This window comes from Ursidibacter sp. B-7004-1 (assembly GCF_053654055.1).
The window spans coordinates 1-841 of record NZ_JBSIUP010000081.1 but is presented as its reverse complement, the minus strand read 5'-3'; the positions used below and the strand labels follow the sequence as shown (position 1 = coordinate 841).

Genomic DNA, 841 nt, shown 5'->3' with positions numbered 1-841 from the left:
GCTTTATTCAACAACATCAACAGCCGTAAACGCCAAAACAAAGTATTCAATAACGATTTAAAAGGCTTCACGTTATTGCTTGATTGGCTTAATAAAAATGTGGATAAAGACCTGTCAGAACTTCGTATCATCATCGAATCAACAGGCGTTTACCACCGTAATTTGGCTTATTTTTTAGCAGACCACGGCTTGTTTATTAGCCTTGTGAACCCTGCGGATAGCCATAAATTTATTAGTTCAGGAAACCTGCATAAAACTGACAAATGTGATGCCGTTGGGCTTGCTCAATTCGGTATTGCGTTGAGCCTGCGAGACAAGCTCACCCAATGGCTACCTGAGCCGCGTGAAGTACGTCAGCTTAATGCGTTAATTGCTCGCCTTGATACTTTAAAAGCGGACTTACAACGAGAACAAAACCGCTATGAAAAAGCCGAAGCAGGCGATTATCCTGAAAATATTTTACAGTCGATCATCAAAATGCAAACGCATTTAAAACAAGAGATTGACCGCCTTGAGCAACACATTGATGACCATCTCGACCGTCATCCAAAGCTCAAGAAAGACCGTGAGTTACTCGAAACGATTCCTGGTGTGGGTGAAGCCGTTTCACTGAGAATGATGAGTTTATATCACAGTCACAAGTTTCATTCCGCTTCTCAAATGGCAGCCTTTTTAGGGCTCGTGCCACGACTGCGAGAATCGGGTACTTTTAAAGGGAAAACAATGCTTTCCAAACGAGGTAACGCCAAGATAAGAGCGTTGCTTTATCTACCAGCAGTTGTTGCGAAAGTACATAATCCCGATATTAAACGCTGTTACGAACGCTTGCTTGCCAAGGGCA

1 protein-coding gene is annotated in these 841 nt (G+C 42.8%); it reads left to right on the top strand.

Features of this window, described 5'->3' with window-relative positions:
* Positions 1-841: IS110 family transposase (locus ACWIW0_RS11305; protein ID WP_454453394.1), on the top strand; the 841-nt coding region annotated here is incomplete at both ends.